Origin of the sequence: Flavobacterium sp. ALJ2, assembly GCF_015594725.1 — a bacterium.
Taxonomy (GTDB): Bacteria; Bacteroidota; Bacteroidia; order Flavobacteriales; family Flavobacteriaceae; genus Flavobacterium.
On record NZ_JADNRC010000007.1, the window covers coordinates 145633 to 172439 of the forward strand.

Annotated in this window: 19 protein-coding genes, 2 tRNA genes and 1 CRISPR repeat array (1 of these 22 running past the window's edge); all 21 genes read left to right on the plus strand. The window is 32.5% G+C overall.

Features of this window, described 5'->3' with window-relative positions; genetic code table 11:
• Positions 1 to 94: 94 nt before the first annotated feature.
• The 21 genes from IUY40_RS10090 (at position 95) to cas9 (ending at position 26663) form a co-directional block, all read left to right on the plus strand.
• Positions 95 to 568, plus strand: coding sequence for a division/cell wall cluster transcriptional repressor MraZ (locus IUY40_RS10090; protein WP_129540959.1), 474 nt, complete (start codon positions 95 to 97; stop codon positions 566 to 568).
• On the plus strand, positions 543 to 1451 hold the full coding sequence (rsmH, locus tag IUY40_RS10095; protein ID WP_195736741.1) for a 16S rRNA (cytosine(1402)-N(4))-methyltransferase RsmH: 909 nt from the start codon (positions 543 to 545) through the stop codon (positions 1449 to 1451). The genes IUY40_RS10090 and rsmH overlap by 26 nt, the downstream gene beginning before the upstream one ends.
• A 17-nt stretch (positions 1452 to 1468) precedes the next feature.
• Positions 1469 to 1816 (plus strand): FtsL-like putative cell division protein, encoded by a 348-nt coding sequence (locus IUY40_RS10100; RefSeq protein ID WP_195736742.1) that lies wholly within the window; start codon positions 1469 to 1471, stop codon positions 1814 to 1816.
• On the plus strand, positions 1807 to 3807 hold the full coding sequence (locus IUY40_RS10105) for a penicillin-binding protein (protein ID WP_195736743.1): 2001 nt from the start codon (positions 1807 to 1809) through the stop codon (positions 3805 to 3807). Before IUY40_RS10100 ends, IUY40_RS10105 begins: the two co-directional genes overlap by 10 nt.
• Positions 3804 to 5267: a UDP-N-acetylmuramoyl-L-alanyl-D-glutamate--2,6-diaminopimelate ligase gene (locus IUY40_RS10110; protein WP_195736744.1), complete on the plus strand. Its 1464-nt coding sequence runs from the start codon at positions 3804 to 3806 to the stop codon at positions 5265 to 5267. The genes IUY40_RS10105 and IUY40_RS10110 overlap by 4 nt, the downstream gene beginning before the upstream one ends.
• Positions 5268 to 5277: 10 nt before the next feature.
• Positions 5278 to 6510, plus strand: a complete 1233-nt coding sequence (gene mraY / locus IUY40_RS10115) for a phospho-N-acetylmuramoyl-pentapeptide-transferase (protein WP_195736745.1) — start codon at positions 5278 to 5280, stop codon at positions 6508 to 6510.
• Between the two features lies 1 nt (position 6511).
• Positions 6512 to 7843, plus strand: coding sequence for a UDP-N-acetylmuramoyl-L-alanine--D-glutamate ligase (gene murD, locus IUY40_RS10120; RefSeq protein WP_195736746.1), 1332 nt, complete (start codon positions 6512 to 6514; stop codon positions 7841 to 7843).
• 66 nt (positions 7844 to 7909) lie between these two features.
• Positions 7910 to 8260 (plus strand): four helix bundle protein, encoded by a 351-nt coding sequence (locus tag IUY40_RS10125; RefSeq protein ID WP_229335493.1) that lies wholly within the window; start codon positions 7910 to 7912, stop codon positions 8258 to 8260.
• A 45-nt stretch (positions 8261 to 8305) separates the two neighbouring features.
• Entirely contained in the window at positions 8306 to 9607 is a 1302-nt protein-coding gene (locus IUY40_RS10130) for an FtsW/RodA/SpoVE family cell cycle protein (protein WP_195736748.1), read from the plus strand.
• A 56-nt stretch (positions 9608 to 9663) separates the two neighbouring features.
• A complete protein-coding gene (gene murG, locus IUY40_RS10135; RefSeq protein ID WP_195736749.1) occupies positions 9664 to 10752 on the plus strand; it encodes an undecaprenyldiphospho-muramoylpentapeptide beta-N-acetylglucosaminyltransferase in 1089 nt (362 codons plus the stop codon).
• 64 nt (positions 10753 to 10816) lie between these two features.
• Positions 10817 to 12166 (plus strand): UDP-N-acetylmuramate--L-alanine ligase, encoded by a 1350-nt coding sequence (gene murC / locus IUY40_RS10140; RefSeq protein WP_195736750.1) that lies wholly within the window; start codon positions 10817 to 10819, stop codon positions 12164 to 12166.
• On the plus strand, positions 12153 to 12875 hold the full coding sequence (locus IUY40_RS10145) for a cell division protein FtsQ (RefSeq protein ID WP_195736751.1): 723 nt from the start codon (positions 12153 to 12155) through the stop codon (positions 12873 to 12875). The genes murC and IUY40_RS10145 overlap by 14 nt, the downstream gene beginning before the upstream one ends.
• A gap of 6 nt (positions 12876 to 12881) precedes the next feature.
• A complete protein-coding gene (ftsA, locus tag IUY40_RS10150; protein WP_195736752.1) occupies positions 12882 to 14264 on the plus strand; it encodes a cell division protein FtsA in 1383 nt (460 codons plus the stop codon).
• Between the two features lie 52 nt (positions 14265 to 14316).
• Positions 14317 to 16275: a cell division protein FtsZ gene (ftsZ, locus tag IUY40_RS10155; protein WP_195736753.1), complete on the plus strand. Its 1959-nt coding sequence runs from the start codon at positions 14317 to 14319 to the stop codon at positions 16273 to 16275.
• Between the two features lie 167 nt (positions 16276 to 16442).
• Positions 16443 to 16892, plus strand: coding sequence for a GatB/YqeY domain-containing protein (locus IUY40_RS10160; protein ID WP_195736754.1), 450 nt, complete (start codon positions 16443 to 16445; stop codon positions 16890 to 16892).
• Positions 16893 to 16962: 70 nt separating this feature from the next.
• A tRNA-Arg gene (locus IUY40_RS10165) sits at positions 16963 to 17036 on the plus strand.
• Between the two features lie 40 nt (positions 17037 to 17076).
• A tRNA-Arg gene (locus tag IUY40_RS10170) sits at positions 17077 to 17150 on the plus strand.
• 426 nt (positions 17151 to 17576) lie between these two features.
• Entirely contained in the window at positions 17577 to 19754 is a 2178-nt protein-coding gene (locus tag IUY40_RS10175; protein ID WP_229335495.1) for an HAD-IIB family hydrolase, read from the plus strand.
• A gap of 1 nt (position 19755) precedes the next feature.
• Positions 19756 to 21267, plus strand: a complete 1512-nt coding sequence (locus IUY40_RS10180) for a glycosyl hydrolase family 32 (RefSeq protein ID WP_195736755.1) — start codon at positions 19756 to 19758, stop codon at positions 21265 to 21267.
• Positions 21268 to 21651: 384 nt separating this feature from the next.
• Positions 21652 to 21774: a hypothetical protein gene (locus IUY40_RS19615; protein ID WP_255520467.1), complete on the plus strand. Its 123-nt coding sequence runs from the start codon at positions 21652 to 21654 to the stop codon at positions 21772 to 21774.
• Between the two features lie 569 nt (positions 21775 to 22343).
• Positions 22344 to 26663, plus strand: a complete 4320-nt coding sequence (cas9, locus tag IUY40_RS10185; RefSeq protein WP_195736756.1) for a type II CRISPR RNA-guided endonuclease Cas9 — start codon at positions 22344 to 22346, stop codon at positions 26661 to 26663.
• Positions 26664 to 26703: 40 nt separating this feature from the next.
• Positions 26704 to 26807: a CRISPR direct-repeat array (repeat unit 36 nt; unit sequence GTTGTGGTTTGATTAAAGATTAGAAAACACGATATT) (it continues 1574 nt past the right edge of the window).

The window sequence follows — 26807 nt, forward strand, 5'->3', positions numbered from 1 at the left end:
AAAAGTGGTTAAACTTATCAACAAAGTGGTAGTTAGTGGTAAATTGTGGTAATATTTTTTATATTTTTGCTGTATAACATAACCATACTTTTTTTTGAACACAATTGTAGGAACATATGAGTGTAAAGTCGATGCTAAAGGGAGGCTGCTAATGCCTGCTCCCTTGAAAAAGCAGTTGGCTACCTCACTTCAAAACGGATTTGTTTTGAAGCGTTCCGTATTTCAGACTTGTTTGGAGTTGTATCCAATGGAAGAATGGGATTTGATGATGCAGAAAATTAATAAGCTGAATCGTTTTGTAAAGAAAAACAATGATTTTATCAGAAGATTTACCGCTGGAGTTAAGATTGTTGAGATTGATGCATTAGGACGTTTATTGGTTCCAAAGGATTTAATGGCATTTTCAGGTATTTCGAAAGACGTGGTGTTTTCATCTGCGGTGAATATTGTTGAAATATGGGATAAAGAGTTATACGAAAAATCAATTAGCGGCGAAGATATGGATTTTGCAGATTTAGCCGAAGAAGTAATGGGAAATATAAATGACGACGACAATGGAATATCATAATCCGGTTTTGCTTCATCCAACAGTTGATGGCTTGAATATTAAGCCTGACGGCATTTATGTAGATGTAACGTTTGGAGGTGGAGGACATTCAAAAGAGATTTTAAGAAGGCTAGGGCCAAACGGGAAATTATTTGCTTTTGATCAAGATGAAGATGCTTTGGCAAATACTTTGCCAGACGAGAGGTTTACTTTGATAAATGAAAATTTTAGATTCATTAAAAGGTTCTTGCGTTTTCATGGTGTAAGAGGAGTAGATGGAATTTTGGCAGATTTAGGTGTTTCATCGCATCAATTTGATGTTGCCGAAAGAGGTTTCTCTACTCGTTTTGATGCTGATTTAGATATGCGAATGAGTCAGAAGAATGATTTGAATGCGTATCGTGTGGTTAATGAATATGACGAACAAGATTTACGCAGGGTTTTTCTGGATTATGGTGAGTTGAAAAACGCTCCTGTTCTGGCTAGAACAATTGTAGAGGCCAGAGAAAATAAGGTTATCAAGACCACAGATGAATTGAAAGAAGTTTTGGCAAAATATTTACCTGAAAGAGTTCGTAATAAAATATTGGCTCAGATTTATCAGGCGATTCGTATCGAGGTAAATCAAGAGATGGATGTGTTGAAAGAGTTTATTGAGCAATCGTTAGAAATATTAAATCCAAGCGGAAGATTAAGTGTTATTTCATATCACTCATTGGAAGATAGATTGGTGAAGCGTTTTATTAAAAACGGAATGTTTGAAGGAGAGCCAGAACGTGACTTTTATGGGAATTATTCAGTTCCATTTAAAACAATCGGAAAGCTTATAGTTCCTGATGATGCAGAAATTAAAATAAATAACAGGGCTAGAAGTGCAAAGCTAAGAATAGCCGAAAAAATATAGTACTATAATAAGGTATAATGAAAAACGGAGTATTTGACATATTAAAAGCAAGATTTCTTATTAATGATGATGCTATGAAAAATTGGCGTTTTATCGTTTTTATAATTCTACTAGCAATAATAATGATTGCAAATACACAACGATACGAACAAAAGGTTTTTGAAATTGCAAAATTGAATAATGAAGTAAAGGAATTGCGATCGGAGTTTGTAGACAGACGTTCGGAATTGATGAAGTTAAAAATGGAATCAACAGTATCGGAAAAAATGCTTGTTAAAGAAATTTATCCATCGACAGTTCCACCAATTAAAATTGAAGTAAAGAAAGAAAAAGAAAAAAGCTTTTTTAAACGCATATGGCAGTAGACGATAAAAATATATCCTATAGAATTTATCTGGTAGCAGTTTTCATCTTTTTGATGGCAATTGGTATTGTCGTAAAGTTGACTAACATTCAGTGGGTTGAGGGCGATTATTATCGAAAATTAGCCAAGCAACGTACTGTTAAAAACTTTGTAATTCCTGCAAATAAAGGAAATATTTATTCAGCAGATGGCAGTCTTTTGGCTACTTCTATTCCTAATTATGAAATTAGATTCGATGCTGTTACACCTAAAACAGAAGCATTTGAAAAAAATGTAAAATTACTAGCAGATTCACTGTCAGTTGTTCTGGGTAGACCAAGCAGTTATTACCAAAATGAATTAAGAAAAGCCAGAGCTAATAAGAATAGATATTTCTTAATAGCCCGTAAACTGAGTTATACAGATTACATGAAAATAAAAGGGTTTCCGTTGTTTAAACTGGGACCTTATAAAGGAGGAATTATCATTGAGCAGGAAACTGTAAGGGAGCATCCTATTGGGAAAATTGCAGAACGTACTATTGGTTATGATAAAGATGGTGCCAATGGAGAGTCAATGGGAAAAGGTATTGAATGGGCTTTTAGGAAATACCTGAATGGAAAAGATGGTAAAATCTTAAAGCAAAAAATTGCAAAAGGGCAGTGGAAACCTATTCGTGATGTAAATGAAGTAGATCCACAAGATGGATATGATGTAATTTCGACCATAGATGTTTTTATTCAGGATATTGCTCACCATGCATTATTAAAACAGTTAGAAGATTATCAAGCAGATCATGGATGCGTAGTTGTAATGGAAACTGAAACGGGACATATCAAGGCAATTTCTAACTTGGGTAGAGCAGATGATGGTTCATATTATGAAACAACAAATTATGCTATAGCCGAATCGCATGAGCCAGGGTCAACATTTAAATTGGTTGATTTAATGACTATTCTGGAAGACAAAGTTGCTGATACAAGTACAGTTTTCGATTGCCGTGGTGGTGAAATTCGCTATTATGGAAGAGTTGTTCAGGATTCACGTAGAGGAGGTTACGGAAAAATATCATTGGCGAGAGGGTTTGAGTTATCGTCTAATACAGTAATGGTTCAGGCGGTGTATGATAATTATAAAAACAACCCATCTAAGTTTGTAAACCGCATTAATAGTTATGGATTAAATAAAACATTAGGGTTGCATTTTCAAGGAGAAGGGAAACCTTATATACCGCAGCCTGGAGATAAACATTGGTCGGGAGTTTCATTGCCATGGATGGCATTTGGGTACGGTGTTTCGGTAACCCCATTGCAAACGTTGACCTATTATAATTCGGTTGCAAATAATGGAGTAATGGTTAAGCCACAGTTTGTTTCGGAGATAAAAGAATGGAATAGAACAATTAAAAAGTTTGATGTAGAAGTTTTAAATCCTAAAATATGTTCGCAAGAAACGATTAATAAGTTAAAAGCAGTTTTGGAAAATGTAGTAAAAAAAGGCACAGCCTCTAAATTATACTCCAAAGAGTTTTCTATGGCAGGAAAAACGGGAACAGCCCAAGTAAATTATGGAAATAAAGACAGATCAGGATTGTATTATGCATCCTCATTTGTAGGGTATTTTCCAGCAGATCATCCTAAGTATTCTTGTATTGTAGTAGTGCATAAACCAAACACATCTAAAAATAATTATTATGGAGCCGATGTTGCGGGACCAGTTTTTAAAAGAATTGCTCAAAAGATTTTTACAGATGCGCCATCAACAAATGAAATAAAGAGTTTGGATGTTAAGATACCTAAACAGGAGAGTAATTATAATGCATATTATACACAGGTACAAAAAAAGTTGTCTATTCCAGATGTAAAAGGAATGTCGGGTATGGATGCAATTGCTTTACTTGAAAATTTAGGACTTAAAGTGAAAGCTGTTGGAATAGGAAAAGTAAAAAAACAATCGCTTCAGGCAGGAGTGAATATAGCAAAAAACACAACTATAGTATTAGAATTATCGTGAATATATTAAAAGACATATTATACAAAGTAGCTATTGAATCGGTAACGGGTTCAACGGATATCTCTATTCATAAAATAGATTTCGATTCTAGAAAGATAGAAGCTAATGATGTTTTTGTTGCCATTCGAGGGACACTTTCAGATGGTCATGATTATATTAAAAAAGCAATTGAACTTGGGGCAACTGCTATTATTTGCGATACATTACCAGAAGTTTTAGTAAAAGAAGTTACTTATATTAAAGTTAAAGATACCAATTCGGCTTTGGCTTTTATGGCTGCTAATTATTTTGATAACCCATCTGAGAAAATAAAATTAGTAGGTATTACAGGAACAAACGGTAAAACTACGATTGCTTCATTGTTGTATCAATTATTTAAAAAAGCAGGATTTAAAGTAGGCTTATTGTCTACAGTAAAAATATTGGTTGACGAAACAGAATATAAAGCAACACATACAACACCAGATTCGATTACAATCAATCAGTATTTAAATGAAATGATTGAGTCTGGAGTAACATATTGTTTTATGGAAGTAAGTTCACACGGGATTCATCAAAAACGTACTGAAGCATTACACTTTGTAGGAGGGATTTTTACAAACTTATCTCATGATCATTTGGATTACCATCCAACTTTTGCAGAGTATAGAGATGTAAAAAAATCATTTTTTGATTCATTACCAAAAACAGCATTTGCATTATCAAATATTGATGATAAAAATGGGGCAGTAATGTTACAAAATACGATTGCTCAAAAACGCACTTATGCTTTAAAATCATATGCGGATTATAAAGCACAAATTTTAGAAAATCAATTATCAGGATTATTATTAAAAATAAATGATAATGAAGTTTGGGTAAAATTAATAGGAACATTTAATGCTTATAATTTATTAGCTATCTACGGAACAGCAATCGAATTAGGAATTGATAGTCTTGAAGCTTTACGTTTATTATCAGATTTAGAAAGTGTTTCTGGACGTTTTCAATTCATTGTATCAGATTCTAATATCACGGCTATAGTAGATTATGCACACACACCAGATGCATTAGAAAACGTATTAAAAACCATAAACGATATCCGTACTAAAAATGAACAATTAATTACGGTTGTAGGTTGTGGAGGTAATAGAGATAAAACCAAGCGCCCTATAATGGCACAAATCGGATCAGAACTGAGTGATAAAGTAATATTTACATCTGATAATCCTAGAAATGAAGATCCTGAAACTATAATTAGTGAGATGGAAAAAGGGGTAGAGCCACAAAATTATAAAAAAACATTGGCAATTACAGATAGAAAACAAGCTATAAAAACAGCTTGTCAGTTGGCACAACCCAACGATATTATTTTAATAGCAGGTAAAGGACATGAAACGTATCAAGAAGTAAATGGAGTACGTCATGATTTTGATGATATGCTGATTGTAAAGGAAATTTTAGCACAACTAAACAAATAAAACCAGATATATGCTATACTATTTATTTGAATATTTAGACAAAACATTTGATTTGCCAGGAACAGGTGTATTTCAGTACATAACTTTCAGATCGGCATTGGCTTTTATGCTTTCGTTGCTTTTGTCAACAATCTATGGAAAGAGAATTATCAATTTCCTTAGGAATCAACAAGTTGGTGAAACTGTTCGTGAGCTTGGGCTTGCAGGACAAAATGAAAAAGCTGGTACGCCGACTATGGGTGGATTGATTATCATCTTTGCTACCCTTGTGCCTGTTTTGTTGTTTGCTAAACTGCATAATATTTATATCGTATTGCTAATAGTCACCACACTTTGGATGGGAGTAATTGGTTTTGTAGATGATTATATCAAGATTTTCAAAAAAGATAAACAAGGACTTAAAGGAATCTTTAAGGTAATTGGTCAAGTAGGATTAGGTCTAATTGTAGGTTCTGTACTTTATTTTAGCCCAAATGTCACTGTAAGAACTGATATTGGTACCAGTGATGTATATAGAGTTCAATCAACAACTAGTGTTATTGTTCCAGCTTTAATTGAAGAAAAATCGACAGTAACAACAATTCCTTTCTTTAAAAATAATGAATTTGATTATGCCGAACTATTGGCTTGGACAGGTGAAGGGTATGAAAAATGGGCTTGGTTAATTTTTATACCGGTTGTAATTTTTATTATCACAGCAGTTTCTAATGGAGCCAATTTGACCGATGGAATTGACGGTCTTGCGGCGGGAACTTCGGCAGTGTCTGTTCTTGCGCTCGGGATATTTACGTTTCTTTCGGGGAATATTATTTTCTCGAATTATCTCAATATAATGTATATCCCTAATTCGGGAGAAATGACCGTTTTTATATCCGCCTTTGTAGGAGCATTAATTGGGTTTTTATGGTACAACTCCTTTCCTGCATCTGTTTTTATGGGAGATACAGGAAGTTTAACAATTGGTGGAATAATAGCTGTATTGGCAATTGCTGTTCGAAAAGAAATGTTGATTGTTTTGTTTTGTGGTATTTTCTTAGCAGAGAGCGCTTCGGTAATTATTCAAGTAGCTTATTTTAAATATACTAAAAAACGTTTTGGGGAAGGACGAAGGATATTCCTGATGTCGCCATTGCATCATCATTACCAGAAAAAAGGGTATCATGAAAGTAAGATTGTAACCCGATTTTGGATTGTTGCTATCATGTTGGCCATATTGTCTATTGTAACATTAAAACTAAGATAATATGAGGTTAGTAGTTTTAGGAGGAGGAGAAAGTGGTGTAGGTACAGCAATTCTTGGAAAGAAAAAAGGATATGATGTTTTTGTTTCCGATTATGGAAAGATAAACGAGAGTTATAAAGAAGTTCTTATCATTAATGGAATTGAATGGGAGGAAGGCAAACATACCGAAGATCTAATTTTAAATGCCGATGTGGTAATGAAAAGCCCAGGTATTCCAGAGAAATCGCCAATAGTTAAGAGTTTAGTAAAAAAAGGGATTAAAGTAATCTCTGAAATTGAGTTTGCAAAGCCTTTTACAGAAGCGTTAACAGTTGGGATTACAGGAAGTAACGGTAAGACAACAACAACGATGTTAACCTATCATTTGTTGAAAGCAGCAGGGTTAAATGTAGGATTGGGAGGTAATATCGGAAAAAGTTTTGCATGGCAGGTAGCCGAAAATAAATTCGATTTTTATGTGCTTGAGTTAAGCAGTTTTCAATTAGACGGAATCATAGATTACAGGCCAGATATTGCCATCATAACCAATATTAGCCCAGATCATTTAGACAGATATGACTATAAGTATGAGAATTATATTAACTCGAAGTTTCGAGTAACAATGAATCAAACAGAAAGTGATTACCTTATTTATGATGACGATGATGAAGCATCAGCCGAATGGCTTAAAAATAATACAACAAAAGCAAAACTAATTCCTTTTTCATTGACTAAAGAATTCGATGAAGGAGCATTTATAAAAAATAACAAAATGGAAATCAAGATTAACCAAGAAGAGTTTACAATGGATACTGAGTACATTGCTTTAGAAGGAAAACATAATTTGAAAAACGCAATGGCAGCAAGTTCAGTAGCTAGATTGATGCAAATAAGAAATGCAACAATTCGTGAGAGTTTATCTAATTTTCAAGGTGTTGAACACCGCTTAGAAAAAGTTCTTAAAATTCAGAACGTACAATACATCAATGATTCAAAAGCAACAAATGTAAATGCTACATTTTTTGCATTGGATAGTATGAATGTTCCAACAGTTTGGATAGTTGGTGGAGTTGACAAAGGAAATGATTACAACGAATTAATGTCATTGGTTCGTGAAAAAGTAAAAGCAATTATTTGTCTTGGAGTTGATAACCGAAAAATAATTGATGCTTTTGGTAACGTAGTAGATATCATGGTTGAAGTTAACAATATGGACGATGCTGTAAAAACAGCGCAACGTTTAACGGAGAAAGGTGATGCGGTATTATTGTCTCCGGCTTGTGCAAGTTTTGATTTATTTGAAAACTACGAAGACAGAGGGAAACAATTTAAGCAAGCGGTACATAATTTATAATAAGTGGTTGAGATTTAAACTTTAATCAAAAAAAGATTTTTATAGAGTAGTATGACGACAGACGGAATGAAAATAAGAACAAAGAAGTTTTCTTTGATGGTAATCAATTTGGCAGAAAAATTACCAAATTTCGGTTCAAGTGAAATAATTGCTAGTCAAATTATTAAAAGTGGAACTTCGGTAGGAGCAGATTATAGAGCAGTTTGTAGATCAAAAAGCGACGAAGAATTTGCCTCAAAAATTGAGATTGTTTTAGAAAAAGCCGATGAAACTTTATTTTGGATCGAAATTATTGCAGAAAAAAAATGGATTAGCATATCTGAATTAGAAACAATTTGGAAAGAAGGAAATGAGCTAACTGCCATTTTAGTGAATAGTTTAAAGGTGGTGAATAATAGAATTAGTATAATGAGCTAGAATTAAGAATTTATAAAAGTCTAAATTCATAAATCTAAAATTAAAATGAAAGAACTAGTAAACAAATTAAAAGGAGATAGAGTAATATGGTCATTCGTGGCTTTATTGGCTTTGTTTTCGTTTATGCCTGTTTTTAGTGCGAGTAGTAATTTGGCTTATATTGGTCATGGGACTGGGAACACGCTGGGTTATTTGGTAAAACATTTAGCTCATATTTGTATAGGTTTTTTAATTATTTACTGGGTACACAAAGTGCCGTACCATTATTTTAGAGCAATATCAAAAGTAGCTTTACCAGTAGTTTGGATTTTATTAGCGTACACGCTTTTAAAAGGAACTGTTATTGCTGGAGCAAATGCAAGTCGATGGATCCAAATTCCGTTTATCGGAATCACATTCCAGACATCTACATTAGCATCGATGGTACTGTTTATTTTCGTGGCGCGATATTTATCAAAAACCAGAGATGAGGACGAGCCTTTTCAAACCTCGTTAATACAGCTTTGGATGCCAGTTTTTATTACGTTGATGCTTATTTTACCAGCTAATTTTTCAACAACAGCGCTTATTTTTTCGATGGTATTGATGCTTACGTTTATTGGTAAATATCCTTTAAAGTATATCGGAATCATTTTAGGTTCTGGAGTAGTAATGTTTCTATTCTTTCTTCTCTTGGCGAAAGCTTTTCCTGAATCTCGCTTTTTTAGCAGGGTAGGAACATGGGCAAGTCGAATCGAGAATTTTACTACCAATAAACCAGATGAAGATGATTATCAGATAGAGAAAGCAAAAATTGCTATTGCGTCAGGAAAGTTAGGAGGTTTAGGACCTGGAAAAAGTGTTCAGAAGAACTTTTTGCCACAATCATCTTCCGATTTTATTTATGCAATTATTGTTGAAGAATACGGATTGATAGGAGGATTGACAATATTAGGCTTGTATCTATTGCTTATGTTTAGATTTGTAATTGCATCGCATAAAGCCAATACCTTGTTTGGAAAATTAGTCGTCGTCGGGCTTGGTTTTCCAATGATATTTCAGGCGATGATTAATATGGCTGTAGCAGTCGAATTATTGCCCGTAACAGGACAAACTTTACCACTTATTAGTAGTGGAGGTAGTTCAATCTGGATGACTTGTTTTGCTCTTGGAATTATTATTAGTGTTACTAAAAAAGACGAAGAAATAGAAGAAGAGCTAAAAGAAAAGGAAAAACGAGAAGAGGCACTAAAAAAATTAATTGACAAACAATTAGCAGAAGAGAATGAATTAGTGAATGAAGAAGAGGTTGAAGGATATTCAATCGAAGACAATGCTAAGAATCCAATGGAAGCAGTAATGAAATGATTGGAGTTAAAAAGAGAAAATATAATAATTTTTAAAATGTAGTAACATTTAAAAATATGACAAAATATAAATTCATATTAAGCGGTGGAGGAACAGGAGGACATATTTATCCTGCAATTGCAATTGCAAATGAATTAAAATTACAATATCCCGATGCTGAATTTCTTTTTGTTGGTGCTAAAGACAAAATGGAAATGCAGAAAGTACCACAAGCAGGATATGAAATAAAAGGTCTTTGGATTGCTGGGTTACAACGAAAATTAACTCTCCAGAATGCTATGTTTCCTTTTAAATTGATAAGTAGTTTATTGCAATCAAGAAAAATAATAAAAGCATTTAAACCAAATGTTGTTATCGGTACGGGAGGTTTTGCTAGCGGTCCGTTATTACAAATGGCAGGATCAGCAGGAATTCCAACAGTTATCCAAGAGCAAAATTCGTTTCCGGGAATTACCAATAAATTATTAAGTAAGAAAGCGAGTGCGATTTGTGTGGCATATGAAAATCTAGAGCGATTTTTTCCTGTCGAGAAAATTGTTTTAACAGGTAATCCAGTTCGTCAGGATTTAATTGATATCGATAGTAAAAGAAATGAAGCAATTGCATTCTATAATCTAGATGCAAATAAAAAAACATTGTTGGTACTTGGAGGGAGTCTTGGTGCTCGAAGAGTAAATCAATTAATAGAAAAAGAATTACCAAATATGCTTTCTAAAGATGTTCAGGTTATCTGGCAATGTGGGAAGTTGTATTTTGAAGATTATAAAAAATACAATCAGCCTAATGTAAAAGTGGTTGATTTTATAGAGCGAATGGATTTTGTTTATGCCGCGGCAGATATTATTATTTCAAGAGCTGGAGCATCGTCAGTTTCGGAATTATGTATAGTTGGGAAACCAGTTATTTTTATTCCATCGCCAAATGTTGCAGAAGATCATCAAACCAAAAATGCACAAGCTATTGTAGATCAGAAAGGTGCAGTTTTATTGAAAGAATCTGAGTTAAATAGTGAGTTTAGCATTGTTTTTGAAGCATTGCTAAAGGATGAAGGAAAGCAAAAACAGCTTAGTGAAAACATTAAGCGACTGGCAAGACCAGGAGCAACAAAAGCAATTGTTGCAGAAATTATAAAGTTGATTAAATAAAAAAAGTCATAAAGTTGAAGAGCTGAGTTTAAAGCTTAGTGCCTAAAACCTAAAGTAAAAAGAAATGAATTTAAACCAAATACAGAACGTCTATTTTATAGGAATTGGAGGTATCGGAATGAGTGCCCTTGCTCGTTATTTCAAGAACATTGGAAAACAGGTTTCAGGTTACGACAAAACACCTTCAACGCTTACAAATGAACTAATCGAAAGTGGAATTAATATTCATTTTGAAGATAATATTAATTTAATTTCGAATGATTATTTTGTAGAGAACACATTGGTTATAATCACGCCAGCAGTTCCGATTACACATTCGGAGTGGAATTATTTTTTGGAAAGAAATTATGTAGTTAAGAAGAGAGCTGAGGTTTTAGGAATTATTACAAAAGATACCTTTTCGTTTGCTGTAGCTGGTACACATGGTAAAACAACAACATCTAGTATTTTAGGACATATTCTTTACGAAAGTGGAGCCGATGTTACTGCTTTTGTAGGTGGGATTGTTGAGAATTATAATTCGAATTTAATAGGAAACGGAAAAACAGTTACTGTTGTTGAGGCAGATGAATTTGATCGTTCGTTCTTGCATTTGCACCCAAATATTGCCTGCATCACATCAATGGATGCAGATCATTTAGATATTTATGGAACAAGCGAAGCGATAGAAGAATCTTTTGTGGAATTTGCTTCAAAAGTGGAGGATAAAAACAATCTTTTTATAACCAAAGAGCTACCTCTGGAGGGAGTTCAATGCGCTATAAATGAAGAGGCTCCATTTAAAGCATTTAATATTAGAATTGAAAATGGTAGTTATGTTTTTGATGTGCAAACGCCATCGGAAATTATGAAAGATTTGCATTTTGGGTTACCAGGAAAACATAATTTAATGAATGCGCTAATGGCAATTGCTATGGCAAAAACATACGGAACTTCAACTGATGCAATTGCGAAAGCTTTAGCGTCATTTAAAGGAATAAGAAGGCGTTTTTCTTATCAGATAAAAACAGATAAATTGGTTTATATAGATGATTATGCACATCATCCAACAGAAATAAATGCAGTAAATCAAGCCGTTAGAGAGTTGTATCCTGGGCAAAAAGTATTAGCTGTTTTTCAGCCGCATCTATTTAGCAGAACTAGAGATTTTGCTGATGGTTTTGCTAAAAGTTTGTCAGCTTTTGATGAAGTAATTTTATTGGACATTTATCCTGCAAGAGAATTGCCTATGGAAGGAATTACATCGCAATGGTTAATGGATAAAATGAGTAATTCTAACAGGAAAATAGTTGCTAAAAATGATTTGCTAGCTTCAATTAAAGCAAGCAATGCAAGTGTAATTGTAACTATTGGGGCTGGTGATTTAGGAGAATTAGTGCCATCAATTAAAAATATTTTAAATGAAATTAATTAATTGGACCAATATTCGATTAATCCTGATGTTTGGGATAGTTATCGTTTTATTTTCGTTTACTTCACATAGAAATGGAGAGCGAAAACTAAAGAAATCTACAGTTATTTTTGTAGGTGAAAACGCTATTTTTGTCAAGCCAGAAGCGGTTAATAAATTGTTAATAGAAAATAAAAAAGATGCTTCTAGCATTAAAAAAGAAGGGTTAGATTTGAATAAGATAGAGAAAGCCCTTAATACGCAAGAGATGATTGAAAAATCGGATGTTTTTGTTAGTATTGATGGTGTTCTAAAAGCAGTAGTAAAACAAAAAACGCCGATAGCCCGCATTATGAACGGGAACGATTCGTTCTATATTGATTATGAGGGAGGTAAAATGCCTTTGTCTGATAATTTTACAGCTAGAGTCCCTCTTGTTTCAGGGGATTTAAATAAAGAAAATAACGGAGAACTAGCGATATTATTCCGCATGATTTATGACGATGCTTTTTTAAAAAAAAACATCATTGCGATTGAAATTATGTCTAATGGTAGCTTAAAAATGCTGAATAGAAATTTTAATTACGAGATAGATTTCGGCAGAATGATAAATGTTGAGCGAAAATTTAATAATTATAAAGCCTTTTTTCAAAAAGCAGTTTTAGATAGTTCGTTATATAAATACAGAAAGATAGATCTTAGGTTTACGGAACAAGTAGTTTGCACAAAATAATAGATAATGGGAAAAGATAATATTGCAGTAGGTCTAGATATTGGTACAACCAAAATTGTTGCCATGATAGGTAAGAAGAATGAATATGGCAAGCTTGAGATTCTAGGAATAGGAAAATCAAAAAGCTTAGGTGTTGCGAGAGGTGTTGTGAACAATATTACTCAAACAATCCAATCTATTCAGCAAGCGATACATGAAGCGGAGAATAATTCGGGTTACAAGATTAAAGACGTAGTTGTAGGTATAGCAGGACAGCATATTCGCAGTATACAACATACAGATTACATTAGCAGAAGCAATCCTGAAGAAGTGATTGGTGAAAATGATATTCAGCTTTTAATAGATCAGGTTAATAAACTTGCAATGTTGCCAGGTGAGGAAATAATTCACGTATTACCACAAGAATTTAAAATTGATGGACAATCGGAGATTAAAGAACCAATTGGAATGTACGGTGGAAGATTGGAATCTAGTTTTCACGTTGTGGTGGGGCAAGCTTCATCTATTAGAAACGTAGGAAGATGTATCCAAAGTTCAGGAATTGAATTGTCAGGCTTAACATTAGAACCATTAGCTTCTGCAGATGCAGTATTGAGTCAAGAAGAAAAAGAAGCAGGAGTAGCGCTTATTGACATAGGAGGTGGTACAACAGATTTAGCAATTTTTAAAGACGGAATCATTCGTCATACGGCTGTAATTCCTTTTGGAGGAAATGTAATTACAGATGATATAAAAGAAGGTTGTTCGATTATTGAAAAACAAGCTGAACTATTGAAAATCAAATTTGGTTCGGCATGGCCAGGTGAAAATAAAGACAACGAAATTGTTTCGATTCCGGGATTAAGAGGAAGAGAACCAAAAGAAATCTCTTTAAAGAATTTATCAAAAATAATTCATGCACGTGTAGTCGAAATCGTAGATCAGGTTTTTACAGAAGTAAAAGCGTACGGGCATGAAGATCCTCGCAAAAAATTAATTGCAGGAATCGTTCTTACAGGAGGAGGAGCTCAACTAAAACATATTAAGCAATTAGTAGAGTACATTACTGGGATGGATACCAGAATTGGATATCCTAATGAGCATTTGGCTGGTAATTCAGACGAAGAAATATCTAGCCCATTATATGCTACCGCTGTAGGTTTAGTAATGAATAGTATTGAGAATAGTACTCAAAGCGCCGTAAGAATGGATGTTGTAGAACAGCCAAAGGCACCAATTTATAGAGCCCCGGTACAGCAGCAACAGCGTGAGGTTGAAGAATCTTATGCAGAAACTGTTGAAGAAGTGAAGAAAGCAGTTAAAGAAGAATCGACCGAAACAAAAATAAGGAGATCATTTTTTGACCGCTATGTCGATAAAATCAAAGATTTTTTAGATAACGCTGAATAAGCGATTACAAAACAAGACAAGAATTAATATTTAATATCAAAAAACCAAAAATATGATGGGCAACTCAGAATTTGGAAGTATTTCATTTGATTTACCAAAAAATCAATCAAATGTAATAAAAGTTATCGGCGTAGGAGGTGGGGGTAGTAATGCTATAAACCACATGTTTAAACAAGGAATTAAAGGAGTAGATTTTATCGTTTGTAATACCGATTCACAAGCGCTACAAAATAGTTCTGTGCCTAATAAAATTCAGTTAGGAGTTAATTTAACAGAAGGTTTGGGAGCAGGTGCTAACCCAGATGTAGGACAACAGTCGGCTATCGAAAGTATTGCAGAGATCGAAAAGATGTTGGATCGCAATACCAAGATGGTATTTATTACTGCAGGAATGGGTGGAGGTACCGGAACAGGAGCTGCACCAGTAATTGCACAATTATCTAAGGAAAGAGAGATTCTTACGGTTGGAATCGTAACTATTCCGTTTCTTTTCGAAGGAAAAGTACGTCAGGAGCAAGCACTTTTGGGTATCGAAAAGTTACGTAAGCAAGTTGATTCATTAATTGTAATCAATAATAATAAATTAAGAGAAGTATACGGGAATCTTGGTTTTAAAGCAGGGTTTTCCAAAGCAGATGAAGTTTTGGCAACAGCCTCAAGAGGTATTGCTGAAGTAATTACACATCACTATACTCAAAATATCGATTTACGTGATGCCAAAACGGTATTGTCAAACAGCGGAACTGCTATAATGGGGTCGTCTACTGCATCTGGAGAAAACAGAGCAAAAGATGCTATTATTTCAGCATTGGATTCTCCGTTGTTAAATGATAATAAAATTACAGGAGCCAAAAACGTATTGTTGCTTATCGTTTCAGGTTCTAATGAGATTACACTTGATGAAATAGGTGAAATCAATGATCATATTCAAGTAGAAGCTGGCTTTAATGCTAATATCATTATGGGGGTTGGTGAAGACGAAACCCTAGGTGATGCTATTGCAGTTACAATTATTGCAACAGGTTTTGATGTTGAACAACAAAATGAAATAGTAAATACTGAACCTAAAAAAATTATACATACGTTAGAAGATGAGCAAAGAAGTGTTCATAATTTAACGAATAAAACGCTTACTTCTTTTGATCTAAATGCTGAAACACCATCAGCACCAAAAGCTGAAGAAAAAATAGTTTTTGAATTACTTGACGATACACCTGCACCTACAGCAGTAGCGCCAATTGTTCAAACGCCAGTGATTAACGAAGATGAATTAGTTGTAATGTCTGAATTTATTAAAAATTTAGATGTGACTTTTGAAATCGTTTCTCCAATTACAGATATTGATTTTACAATTTCAGCTCCGGAAGTTGCCCCTGTAAGAGCTGTTCAACATAAAATCGTAGAAAAAGAAGAACAAACTACTTTCTCTTTTGATTTGCCTCTTTTTAGAGCAGAGCCAGAAGTAAAAGAAGAGCCAGTAGTAGAAGATACTAGAGTATTGTTTGAATTAACAAATGATGTGCGTGATATTAAAGTAAATCAGCCAGTTCAATTCGTGCCAGTTACAGAGCTTTCTGATAATGGAATTATTAGGTATTCTCTAGAAGAATATATGGAACTTGAAAATGATTTAACTTCATCAAAACCTGCTGAAAAAGTGATTGAAGAAGTTATTCCAGAAGAGTTAAATATTACGGTTCACCAAAGAGCGGTAGTGCCAGAAACTAATTTTTCTGAGGAAGTATCTCCGATGGAGTTAACGATTGAAGAAACATTACGTTTGAGAGCTGAGGAAAGAAGAAAAAAATTAAAAGAATTTAATTATAAGTTCCATAATAACGTTTCTAGAGTAGAAGAGCTAGAAAAAGAACCAGCCTATAAACGATTAGGTATTGATCTTTCAAACAATTCGCAAAATAATACAAATTCTAGAATCTCTGTAGGAACAGATAGTAATAATGATTTACAGTTGCGTTCTAATAATTCATTTTTACACGACAACGTAGATTAATACGCTAAAATCAAAATGAGGTAACCCGAAAATTGAATTTAATTTTCGGGTTATTTTTTTTATCTTCGCACAGAATTAAAATTAGTTGAATCACATCTTAATTTTGAAGTTAAAAATCAAGTTTTAAAAATCTGATAAGCATCGCTTATTTAAAAAATAAAAATAAAATGAGTTTACAAACAATAATCATGGACGAAATTAAAAACGCCATGAGAGCTAAAGATACAGTAGCATTAGAAGCTTTAAGAGCTATCAAATCAGAAATGTTATTGGCAGCTACGGCTTCTGGAACAAAAGAAGAATTAACGGAAGATGATGAGATTAAATTACTTCAAAGACTAGTTAAAACTCGTAAAGAAAGTGCTAGAATTTTTACAGAACAAAACCGTCCTGATTTGGCTGAGCCAGAATTAGCACAAGTTGCTGTAATTGAAAAATTCTTACCAGCACAATTAAGTGAAGAAGAAATAGAAGCTGTAATCGCAAAGATTATTGCAGAAACTGGAGCTTCAGGAATTGCATCAATGGGTAAAGTTATGGGATTAGCTTCTGCACAATTAGGTGGAACTGCTGAAGGAAAAACAATCTCAGCAATTGTAAAGAAATTATTAGTATAAAAAATAGATCCTAGCATTTCTCTTTTTAAATTCTATTGGCAATTTAAAAGAGGGATACTATAATTAAAATGACTGCGTAGTTCAACTGGATAGAATATCAGATTTCGACTCTGAGGGTTGTAGGTTCGAACCCTACCGTGGTCACAAAAAGCCACTCATCGAGTGGCTTTTTTGTGTAAAGGCCGGACGCATAGCTCAGTTGGATAGAGCACCTGCCTTCTAAGCAGGCGGTCGAAGGTTCGAATCCTTCTGCGTTCACACATTTCATCTTATTTTTAATTCTAAACGCCTTATTTATAAGGCGTTTGTTATTTGTAAATGGTTTCTTATTCCCACCATACTCCCACCTCTTTGAGCGGTAACAAATAATAAATGTTATTTGTTTTTATTTAGAAAAAAATCAATCCAAACTAGAATATCTGTTACTACAATAGGATTAAAAATTATAATTCTACAGGTATTTATAAATGACTCAAGATTGCACTTTATATAAAAACGGTCATAATTTTAAGCTCCGTATTCAAGTATATCTATGCTATTATTTCTGTGTAATTGAAGTTCTGCATTGGTTATAAATCTTACTAATTTAATCATAAAGTGTTAATAGTCTGGTTGTTTTGTCTAGAATTAGGGGTGAACCGCTCTAATTTTCGTACCTTAAAAATCTAATCAATAAAAAAGGAGATGGCTAAATTACGAATTTCATTAATAAATATCCATGGGCTTTTAAAAGGATCAGGACTAGAAATTGGTAGAGATGCTGATAATGGAGGACAAACTAAGTATGTTTATGAACTTGCTGAGTTTTTGTCACAGCATGAAGGTGTTGAACATGTTCATTTATTTACAAGGTTAATTGATGATAAGAATCTTTCTCCAGAATATGCAGTGCCAATTGAAATAATTAATAAAAAGTTGGACATCAGACGAATTCCTTTTTTAGGGAGAAAATATAAAGCAAAAGAACAATTATGGGAAGGTTTAGATACTTTTGTAGATGGAATTGTACAGCATATCAAACTTCATGATATTTTTCCCAATTGGATTCATTCTCATTATGGAGATGCAGGATATGTCGCTAGTGAATTATCGATAATTTTAAATATTCCCTTTGCCCATACAGGACATTCTCTGGGTTTTTATAAAAAGGAAAAGTTACTTGAAAGTGGTATGAGCGAAGATGAACTTGAAAAGAAATTTAAGTTTAAAGAGAGGATTGCTGCTGAGGAAAAGACTTTGGAATTATCTGAATTTATTGTTACCTCTACAGAACAAGAAATAGAGACTTATAAGCCTTATGAAAATTTTGAATTAGCGAAGTATCATGCAATTTCACCAGGAATCGATACTAGTAAATTTGTTCCTTATTATCATCAAGAACAAGATTCTGATAGACAAATGGAAGAAGAGCAAAGAAAATATTGGGTATCTGAAACCATTTCTAAGTTTTTAATAAACCCACGTAAACCTATTATACTGGCTCTTTCACGACCCGATCGCCATAAAAACCTGCATACTCTTATAGAGGTTTACGGGAAAGATAAGGAGCTGCAAAGTATAGCCAATTTGGTTATTTTTGCAGGGATTCGAAAAGATATTTCGAAAATGCCCGAATCTGAAAAAAATGTTCTAACAGATTTATTGTTATTAATGGACAAGTATGATTTGTATGGAAAAATGGCAATTCCTAAGAAGCATGATGTCGAAAATGAGGTTTCGATTATTTATCGTTATGCCGCAGAAAAAAGAGGTGTCTTTGTGAATTTGGCTTTGCATGAAAATTTTGGATTAACAGTTATCGAATCAGCAAGTTCTGGCCTGCCAGTTGTAGTTACTAAAAATGGTGGTCCATCTGAAATTATTCCTACTTGTCAGAATGGAGAATTAGTAGATCCTCTGAATGAAAATGAAATTAAAAAAGCATTGCATACTATTTTGACCAACGAAAGTCAATGGAAATATTACTCCAATAATGGTGCAATTAATATTCAAAAACATTATAGTTGGTTAAACCATGTTAATCAATATGTTGAATTGGTTAATGAAAACTTATCATTATCATCAGGTTCAGGCTTAAAAAAACAGCATTACCCTAATATTAATATTGAGCGATTAAAAAGAAAGGTAGAGCATTTATTTGTTTCAGATATCGATGGAACTCTAATTGAACCAAAGTTGAATAATCCGGGATTAAAAGAATTGAAAGAGCATTTGATAAATCGTACAGAAAAAATGGCTTTTGCTTTGGCATCTGGAAGGAATTTGACATTGGTTAAAAAAGTCATAGATGAAGAACAATTTCCTTTACCAGACTTTGTTATTTGCTCTGTAGGGACCGAAATTTATTATACAAACGGGAAAGATTATATTCTAGATAAAGGGTGGGCTACCTTTTTGGCAGGTCGCTGGAAAAGAGAAGAAATTGTAAATCGTTTGAAAGGAGTTCCTTGGCTGAGATTGCAGGAAAAAGAAGCTCAAAATTCATATAAAATCTCTTATTATTATGATAAAGAAAAATACGACTATGAACAATTAATCACGGTCTTAGGCTCAGGATGGTATAAAGTAAATATTATTCCAAGTCACGGAGAGTTTATTGATTTTATTCCCAAAAGAGCATCAAAAGGAAATGCAGTTAAATTTTTATGCCGTAAATGGGCTATTCCTTTATCGAATGTAATTGCAGCAGGTGATTCAGGAAATGATGTTGATATGTTTAGAGGTTCTATTAAAGGAATTATCGTAGGAAATCGAAGTTCAGAACTGGCCAAATATGAAACAACTAAAAGTATTTATGTAGCCAAAGGCTCAGCATCTTCGGGAGTTTTAGAAGGATTAAAACACTATAAAATAATTAAATAATATGTATTCAGGTTCAGGGTTTAGTAGTTGGGAAATAGGCGATGTAGATGTATTTATAGATGAAAACGGAACACATCATTTATTTCATTTGATAATTCCAAATCACGATTATATTGCGCATGCAGTATCTAAAGATGGTCTTTCTTGGAAAAGAGTAAAAAACGCTTTGTTTGTTGGAGATCCAGGGGAGTGGGATGATGATATGTTATGGACGATGCACGTTAGTAAAAATTCTGATGGCGAAGGCTATGAGATGTACTATACAGGTCTAAAACGGAAAGATAAAGGAGTTATGCAAAAAATTGGAAGAGCAGTTTCTCCCGATTTAATTCATTGGACGAAAGAAAATCTATATGGTTTGCCTTTAAAAAGTAAAGCACCCTATTATGAAAGCTCAGATAATAATCCCCGCCAATGGCTTAGTTTTAGAGATCCTTATAAATACCAATTTGAGGGAGAAGATTATTTAATGATTTGTGCTCGAAGTGCAGTAGGGCCTACTTATAGAAGGGGATGTATTGGTGTAGCCAAAAGGGATTCAAATGGTTTTGTTCTTCAAAAACCACTGCATGTTGCTTATGTGTATGATGATATTGAATGTCCTTGTGTAGTAGAAATAAAAGGAATGCATTATTTATTAGGTTCTATCCGCGAAGATATTAAAGTTCGCTATTGGTTTTCTCCTGATTTTAAAGGAGAATACCATGCTTTTCATAATAATGTACTAATGCCACAAGGTAATTATGCTGCAAGGATTGTAAAAGATGGTGATTATTTTTTAATTTATAATTTTTATTTTGTTGGAGGGAATGTCAATACACTTCGTGTAATTCCTCCACCAAAACAATTAGATGTTGATACTAATGGTAGACTTTTATTAAAGACCTATCATCATTGGAAAACACTTTATCAAAGAACAATTCTTCAAAAAAACTTACCAATTCCAGTGCCGATTTTAGGAAATCCTTCGGCAAATTTTGATTTGGAAAATGAAAGTAAATGGCGTTTTGGATGTAGGAGTGGGTATGAGGTTTTTTGTTTTGATAAACCCGCAAATAACTTTGTTTGGGAAGGGACATTGGCAGTCGAAGGAATGGGGAAAACAGGTTTTGTTATTGAGTGTGATAAAGAGGGAACTGCTTATTACATTTCAATTGATTTTGTAAATGGTTTTGTTCAATTTAGAGCGTGGGGATTTAATGAAAAGGATGTAAAGAATAATTTTGTTTTTGAAAATATTCAGACAAATCAATTTGAAATTGTAGATAACAAACAAATTAATTTTAAAATTATTCGTTATGGAAATTATTATGAGCTTTCTATCAATGAGATTGTAAAATTAACATTATTAGATTTTAAATATAGTGATGGAAAAATAGGTCTTTATGTATGTTCTGCGATAGTATCATTAAGTGATTCTAAAATTCACGTAATTCCAGAACCAGAGAATGAATACGCTACTTCTGACCCTAGTAAAGCTTTAGACGAATACAATAAAATAACTCAAGTTTAGCAGAATTTTATTTAATACATGGCATGGGATGTGTTTTTGAAATATATTCTGGATTGCTAATTATTTGATTTATAAGATGCTATTTTTATCATCATTTCAATTATTACAAAGAAGTTGCTAGCAAAAAGTGATTTCCTGCTTTTATATAGTTGAATTGTTAGATTCATGACTCTTAGTGTTTTAGATTGAAATCTTGTCAAAGTGACTTAATCAAACTAAGAATAAATATCTCAGATTTTAGGAAATGTCTAGATGAATGAGCGGTTTTCAACATAAAAATAATAGATTAAAATTGAGCTTATCGTGCTATTTAAATGGCTTATTGTTTTTTTTGAATCCATAAGTTAAATGTATTTTTGCGCCCTAATGAAAATACCAATTATTGTGAAAACGAATATCAACGAAAGAGAAGAAAGAGAAGAAATTGTTAGAGATAATAGGGTAGCTAGACTGCTTTGGTTTGGTTTAGGATTTGTATTTTCGTTTATCATATCCCGTATGTTATAAGTTAGATGGTTTTTTATTCTGAAGACTGTGGGTTTAAACCCAGTTGAGAGAACAATAAAAAAGCTCCTAGATTTTTGATTTAGGAGCTTTTTTAATTTTTTATATTATTGAATGAAACAATTTCAATCCTTTATGAATTTTCAAAAACTTAAGATTTTTAGGTATTCTCTACGTATTACTATTTTTCGGTTGTTCATCGAAAGTGAAAATACAAATTCTAAAATCTAAAATAGTATTTTTTACACTTTTAAAATATGGAGAGTATAAGTTTATATCTTAACATAAAACAACAAATTCAGTTTGATTGATCTTAAATATGTTTAATTTCAGTAATTAAACATGTTTTTATTAGGTAAAATTTAAACAGATTTAATAAATAAAAAAGTCCCACCGAAGCAGGACTAAAGATTTTCATCTACGGCATATAGCCTTATTGTGATAAGATTAAAGATTAGAAGTTTTAATCAGTTACAAATATATAGAAAAAATATTCTATTTAGAAAAAGGAAAACCGTAATTAAGTTAATTTTTTTTGTGGTAGATTTCGTGTGTATTAATTTTTAAGAGATATGGCAAAGATTTTAGGATTAGATTTAGGAACAAATAGTATTGGATGGGCTATTGTTGATAAGGATGGAGATCATTTTTCTCTTATTGATAAAGGAGTTAGAATATTTTCGGAAGGAGTAAAATCAGAAAAAGGAATTGAAAGTTCACGTGCTAGTGAGCGTACTAGTTATAGAAGCGCGAGAAAAATAAAATACCGAAGAAAATTAAGAAAATATCAAACTTTAAAAGTTCTTTCAATAAATGGAATGTGTCCATTATCTATTAATGAAGTGGAAGAGTGGAAAAAATCAGGATTTAAAAAATTTCCACTTAATCCTGAATTTTTGAAATGGTTACGAACTGATGATGATAAAAATATTAATCCTTATGTGTTTAGAGATAGAGCTAGTAAAGGAAAAGTAACATTATTTGAATTAGGAAGAGCATTGTATCATATTGCGCAAAGACGCGGATTTCTAAGTAATAGATTAGATCAATCAGCTGAAGGAATATTAGAAGAGCATTGCCCGATTATTCAAGCAACAATTGAAGATTTGAATTCTACTCAGGAAATGAATTCTGAATTAAAAGACTATTTTTTTAATACTGGAATTATTGATGAAAGTATCAAAGGTGGATTTAAAAAAGATCTAGATGAAGGAGAGATAAAACTTAAAACTTTATATAACGCACTGAAAAATATTATAATAAAAAATGAAGATGATATTGTCAAAGCGAAAGAAGAAGTAATTGGCCGATTAAACAGAAAGGAAGATTTAGGAGCCGTTAAAAGAGAAATTGGTGAAATTTCTCAAGCAATGAAAGATGGAAATTTTTCTACTTTAGGACAATTTTTTTTTAGTTTATATAATAAAGATAGAATAAGAAACAAATATACAGCAAGAGAAGAACATTATCTAAAAGAGTTTGAGATACTTTGTAAAGTACAAAGAATTGAAGGTACTAATGAAAGTGAGCAATTGCCAGAAAAAAGATATGTTGGACTCGCTAAAGACTTATACAAATCTATTTTCTTTCAGCGTCCTTTAAAATCTCAAAAAGGATTGATTGGAAAATGTTCTTTTGAAAAAAGTAAATCTCGCTGTGCTGTTTCTCATCCTGATTTTGAAGAATACAGAATGTGGACGTATTTGAATACAATTAAATATGGAACACAATCAGAAAAGACACTTAGATTTCTCTCTCAAGTTGAAAAACTTAGTCTGATCTCTAAATTTTTAAGAAAGAAAGACAACTTCAACTTTGAAGATTTAGCAAAAGAGCTAATCCCTAAAGGAGCAACTTTTGGATTTTATAAATCATCCAGAAAGGATGAATTTCATTACTGGTTTAATTATAAACCAACAGATACAGTTACTGGCTGTCCTGTTTCTGCATCATTAAAAAATACAATAGGAGAAAATTGGAAGACAAAAACATTCACTTTTAAAACATTAAATTCAAAAGGCGAAGAGGTTTCAAGAACTGTTGATTATAGAGATTTATGGCACTTACTATCAGCTTCTACATCAGATATTTATTTATATGAATATGCCAAAGAGAAACTGGGTTTGGATGATAAAAATGCAAAGGTTTTTAGTCGAATTCGTTTGAAAAAAGATTATGCGAGTTTGAGTTTGAATGCAATCAATAAAATTTTGCCGTATGTAAAAGAAGGTTTGTTGTATTCTCATGCAGTATTTATGGCAAATATTGAAAATATTGTAGATGAGAAAATTTGGAGTGATGAAGTACAAAGAAAATATATTCAAGATGGTATAGCTTTAATCATAGAAAATCATACTTATGAAAATGGTTTATTGGAAGCTGTAAACTCTTTGATAAAAGATTGTAAAATTGAAAATTGTTATTATTCCAAAGAAGCAGAAGCAACTTACAAAAATGATTTAAATAAGAAACTAGTTTCATTTTTTAGGTATAATTCGATCGAAGATAAGCAACTTGTCTTAGATGATTTATTTCCTATATTTATTGAACAATTAAAAGCTTATGAATTTGTAAAAATTAAACGTTTAGACGAAAAAGTTTTAGAGTTCTTAAATGGAGAAAATGAAGACGGTCAAATTTTTTGTTCTAATGAAAAACGTTTAGGTAAACTCTATCATCCATCGGATATTGAGGTTTTCAAAAAGAAAATAATCAAAGACGAGTTTGGAAATGAAAAGGTAGTCTTGGGAAGTCCTTTGACACCTTCTATAAAAAACCCTATGGCAATGCGGGCTTTACATCAATTACGAAAAGTGCTAAACACTTTAATTCTTGAAGGACATATTGATGAGAGAACTAAAATTCACATTGAAATGGCTAGAGAACTAAATGATGCCAATAAAAGAAAAGGAATACAGGATTATCAAAATGAATTAAGGAAGAAAAGAGAAGAAGCAGTTAAGGAAATTAAAAAACTTTATTTAGAAGAGTGTAAAAAAGAGATTGAACCGACTGATGATGACTTATTGCGTTATCAATTGTGGCTTGAGCAAAATAGAGCTGAAATATACGAAGAGGGTAGAAATATAAGTATTTGCGACATAATTGGAAGTAATCCAAAATATGATATTGAGCATACTATTCCGAGAAGTATTTCTCAAGACAATTCTCAAATGAACAAGACGCTTTGTAGTCAAAAATTCAATAGAGATATTAAAGGAAATAAAATGCCTTTTGAATTAATTAATCATCTTGAAATCCTTCCAAGAATATCTCATTGGAAAGAAGAAGCAGATAATTTAAGCAGGGAAATTGAAATTATTACACGCTCCATAAAAGCAGTTGCAACAAAGGAGGCAAAAGATAAAAAAATAAGACGAAGACATTATTTAACCTTGAAAAGAGATTATTTAAAAGGAAAATATCAGCGTTTTATTGATGAAGAGGCAAGAGTAGGTTTTAAAAACAGCCAAATTCCAGATACAGGAATTATAACTAAATATGCTCAGGCTTATTTAAAATCGTATTTCAACAGAGTAGAAAGTGTAAAAGGAGGAATGGTTGCTGAATTCAGAAAAATTTGGGGAATCCAGGAAAGTTATATCGAAAATGATAAAAAATATTATTCGGAAAAAGATAGAAGCAAGCATACCCATCATACTATTGATGCAATTACAATTGCTTGTATGACTAAAGAAAAGTATGACATATTAGCATCGGCTTGGACTTTAGAAGATAAAGAACAAGTTAACGAAGCTAGAAAATTATTATCAGATTCTAAGCCTTGGAAGACTTTTAAAGAAGATTTAAAGAAAATAGAAGAAGAGATTTTAGTTTCACATCATACACCAGACAATATTAAAAAACAATCAAAAAAGATTGTTAGAATTAGAGGTAAAAAGCAATACGTTGCAGAAACAGAAAAAGATATTAATGGTAAAACTATTCTGAGAATGGATGCCAACCAAAAGATAGTCTATAAAATAGGAGAGGACGGAAAGAAAGTTCCAAGATTACAGCAAGGTGATACTATTCGTGGTTCTTTGCATCAAGATAGTATTTATGGGGCAATTAAAAATCCGTTGAATAATGAAGAAATCCGTTATGTTATCCGAAAAGATTTAGAAAGTATCAAAGCATCCGATGTGGAAAGTATTGTTGATGAGGTTGTAAAAGAAAAGGTTAAAGAAGCCATTGAAAATAAGGTTTTGCTTATATCTTCTAATCCACAACAGAAGAATAAATTAGCTGAAAATAGAAAAGTTTGGATGAATGAAGAAAAGGGAATTGCAATCAATAAAGTTAGATTATATGCTAACTCTGTTAAAAATCCAATAGAAATAAAACTGCATACTGCTTTGTCTAAATCTAGGCACGAGCATAAGCAAAAAGTTTATGGACAAAATGATGAAAATTTTGCATTAGCAATTTATGAAGGATTAGATAAAAAAGGGAAAATCAAAAGAGGATTTGAGAGTTTAAATATGATTGAAGCTGGAGAATACTTCAAAAAATCGAATTCTTCCCATCGATTAATTTATCCAATAGCACCCGAAGTAAATGAAGGCAATTTGAATCTTAAATTTTTAGCACGAAAAGGGATATTGGTGATTTTTTATGAAAAAACGATAGATGAGATTTGGAATTTATCACAAGTAGATCTCTCAAAAAGATTGTACAAACTTGCTAAAATTGATAATCAAGGAAGACTTACGTTTCGTCCACACGAAGAAGCAAGACCAGCAAGCCAATTAAAGGAATCTTATAATTTGGAGTTTTTGCAAAGTTCAGAGCAATTGAGGTTACCAGTAAGTAAATTAGATTGTGCGGTAGAAGGATATGATTTTGTAACTTCTTCAACAGGAAGAATTATTAAGAAAGATCATTTTTAGCTTTATGTTTTGGTAGATACTAAATGAATATCCCTCATTTGTTGTGGTTTGATTAAAGGTTAGAAAACACGATATTCTTCAATACAGAGCAATACACAACTCTTTTGTTGTGGTTTGATTAAAGATTAGAAAACACGATATTTG